The organism is Streptomyces sp. NPDC058157, assembly GCF_042884105.1.
Classification (GTDB): domain Bacteria; phylum Actinomycetota; class Actinomycetes; order Streptomycetales; family Streptomycetaceae; genus Streptomyces.
In genome coordinates this window covers 1-2,622 of record NZ_JBHVUQ010000384.1, presented here as the reverse complement: position 1 = coordinate 2,622, position 2,622 = coordinate 1, and the positions used below count along the sequence as shown (strand labels likewise).

The window sequence follows — 2,622 nt, the reverse complement described above, 5'->3', positions numbered from 1 at the left end:
GCCTCCCCCTGCCGCCCGGCCCCGTAGAGGGCCCGCATCTGCGCGGCGCGCAGCCGCTGGCGCAGGGGGTGGCGCCGGACCAGCGGTGCCAGCTCGTCCGCCGTCCGGGCGTGCTGGCCCCGTGCGAGCCGGGCTTCGGCGAGTTCCTCGTGGGCGGTGATCCGCTGTTCCTCCAGGCCGGCCGCCTCCGCGCGGACGAAGGCGGCGTCGGCGACGTCCGCGTACGCGTCCCCCCGCCACAGGCCGAGCGCCCGCGTGAGCAGTTCCGCCCGCCCGGCCGGGTCCCGCTCGGCGCGTGCCCGCGCCAGCAGCGCGGCGAACCGGTCCGCGTCCACGGCGGGGCCGGGGGTCCGCAGGGTGTAGCCGGCCGGGCCGTGCGCGACCAGGGCCCGGCCGCCCTCCTCGGCCTTCGCCAGGGCCCGGCGCAGCTGGGAGACCTTGGTCTGGAGGCGGTTGAGGGGGTCGGCGGGCGGGCTGTCCCCCCACAGGGCGTCGACCAGCCGGTCCACCGCCACCGGGCGGCCCCGGTCCACCAGGAGCGCGGCGAGCAGCGTGCGGACCTTGGCCTCGGGCACGCGGACGGAGCTTCCCCCGTCGGTCCGCACGGTCACCGGCCCGAGCACCTCGAAACGCATGGTGATCATCCTACGGCCGCCCGGCGGGGCCCGGGGGCGGCGGCCGTGCGCGGACCGTCAGCGGTTCGTGCGCGGCGCACCGCACGGTGTTCCCGTGACCGCGACCCGGCGGTCCCCGACGGAAAGGTCCCGCCGTGCCCACCCACCGCGCAGACAGCGCCTCCCCCGCTTCCGCCCCCACCTCCGCCCCGCCCCCGGTGTCCTCCCGTGAGGTGCGGCTCGCCGCCCGGCCGGCCGGCGCCGTCGTGCCGGGGGACTTCGCCCTCGCCTCGGTGCCCGTCCCGGCCCTGCGCGAGGGGCAGGTCCTGGTCCGCAACACGTGGATGTCCGTGGACCCGTACATGCGCGGCCGGATGGACGACGCCCCGTCCTACATGCCCCCGTTCGCCCTGGGCGCGGCCCTGGAGGGCAGTGCGGTCGGCGAGGTGATCGCCTCACGCGACGCCGGTGTCGAGGTGGGGGCGACCGTCACGCACTTCCTCGGCTGGCGCGAGTACGCCGTGGCGGACGGCTCCGCGGTCACCGCCGTGGACGTCTCGGCCGCCGCCGCCGAGGACTACCTCGGGGCGCTGGGCGCCACCGGCCTGACCGCGTACGCGGCGCTCACCCGGACGGCGCCGGTGCGGGAGGGCGACACCGTGTTCGTGTCCGCGGCGGCCGGCGCGGTGGGCAGCGTGGCCGGGCAGCTCGCCCGGCGGCTGGGGGCGGCCCGGGTGATCGGTTCGGCGGGCGGCCCGGCCAAGACGCGCAAGCTGCTGGACGTCTTCGGCTACGACGCCGCCCTCGACCGCCACCAGGGGGACCTGGCCGGGCAGTTGGCCCAGGCCGCGCCCGACGGCATCGACGTCTGCCTCGACCTCGTCGGCGGCGAGCACCTGGAGGCAGCCCTCGGGGCGGTGCGGCGCGGCGGGCGGATCGCCCTGGTCGGCTCGATCGGCGACTACGAGGCCACGGGGCCGGTCGCCGGACCCCGCAACCTCTTCCGGACGGCCGCTCTGGAGGTGACGCTGCGCGGGCTGCTGGTGACCCACCACTTCGACCTGTTCCCGCAGTGGCGGGAGCGGGCGGCGCGGTGGCTCGCGGACGGCGGTCTGCGGACGGAGAAGACCGTGGTCGAGGGCATCGAGCGCGCGCCGGAAGCCCTGCTCGGCGTCCTCGGCGGCGCCAACACCGGCAAGATGCTGGTCCGGCTCGGGGGTGCCCGATGAGCACGGGGACGGCCGCGGGCACCGGTCCCGCCGGGCGGCACGCGCTGGTGGTCGTGGCGCACCACCGGGCCGACTCTCTGACGGCCGCCCTGGCCCGGCGGGCCCGGGAGCGGCTGGCGGCCGACGGGTTCCCGGTGGACCTGCTCGACCTGCACGCCGAGGGCTTCGACCCCCGGATGGGCCCGGCGGACGAACCGGACTGGGAGGATCCCGGCAAGGAGTACTCGGCCGCGGTCCGCGCCCAGATGGCCCGGGTCTCGGCGGCCGGCCTGGTCGTGATCGTCTTCCCGCTCTGGTGGTTCGGGCTGCCCGCCCTCCTCAAGGGCTGGATCGACCGGGTGTGGAACAACGGGTTCGCCTACGGCGGCGGGGCCTCGCTGGGCGGCCGGCGGCTGGTGTGGCTGCCCCTCACCGCGTACGGGGAGGCGGAGTTCCGCGAGCGGGGCTGGGAGCGGACCGTGGAGCACGTCCTGGGGACGGGGATCGGGCGGTTCTGCGGGTTCGAGGACACCTCGGTGCACTTCGTCCACGATTCCCTGGAGGGCGGGGCGCGGGCCCTGGAGGTGGTGGACCGCGCCCTGCCGCCGGGCCAGGACGCGGCCAGGCCCGCCGGGGCGGCGGTCTTGCGGGCGGTCACCGCCGGTTCGTCCCCGGAGCGGGCCACGGCGGTGGCCGGTGCGCGGCCGACGCCGGAGCGCGCGGGCACGTGAACGGGCGCACGCGGGAGGCGGAACGCGCCCCGGCGGGGAGGTGGGCGGGGCGGGACCGCGCGGAGGGGG

The 2,622-nt window shown here is 78.1% G+C and carries 3 protein-coding genes; 2 read left to right on the top strand and 1 reads right to left on the bottom strand.

Translation table 11 applies throughout. The annotated features are described in order from the left end of the window. The coding region (locus tag ACFVXK_RS38095) for a BTAD domain-containing putative transcriptional regulator (protein ID WP_389621827.1) at nt 1-635 on the bottom strand (635 nt) is incomplete at its 3' end. Between the two features lie 134 nt (nt 636-769). On the opposite strand from ACFVXK_RS38095, the gene ACFVXK_RS38090 reads away from it, so the two are divergent. Both ACFVXK_RS38090 and ACFVXK_RS38085 read left to right on the top strand, forming a co-directional pair. Beyond that, on the top strand, nt 770-1,843 hold the full coding sequence (locus tag ACFVXK_RS38090; RefSeq protein ID WP_389621825.1) for an NADP-dependent oxidoreductase: 1,074 nt from the start codon (nt 770-772) through the stop codon (nt 1,841-1,843). Then, nucleotides 1,840-2,553 carry an NAD(P)H oxidoreductase gene (locus ACFVXK_RS38085; protein ID WP_389621822.1) on the top strand — a complete coding sequence of 238 codons (714 nt, stop codon included), beginning with the start codon at nt 1,840-1,842 and terminating at the stop codon, nt 2,551-2,553. The genes ACFVXK_RS38090 and ACFVXK_RS38085 overlap by 4 nt, the downstream gene beginning before the upstream one ends. Nucleotides 2,554-2,622 lie beyond the last annotated feature (69 nt).

Bases quoted from the DNA above. Each gene is read 5' to 3' on its own strand.
- ACFVXK_RS38085 (WP_389621822.1), top strand. From the start codon at position 1,840: ATGAGCACGGGGACGGCCGCGGGCACCGGTCCCGCCGGGCGGCACGCG.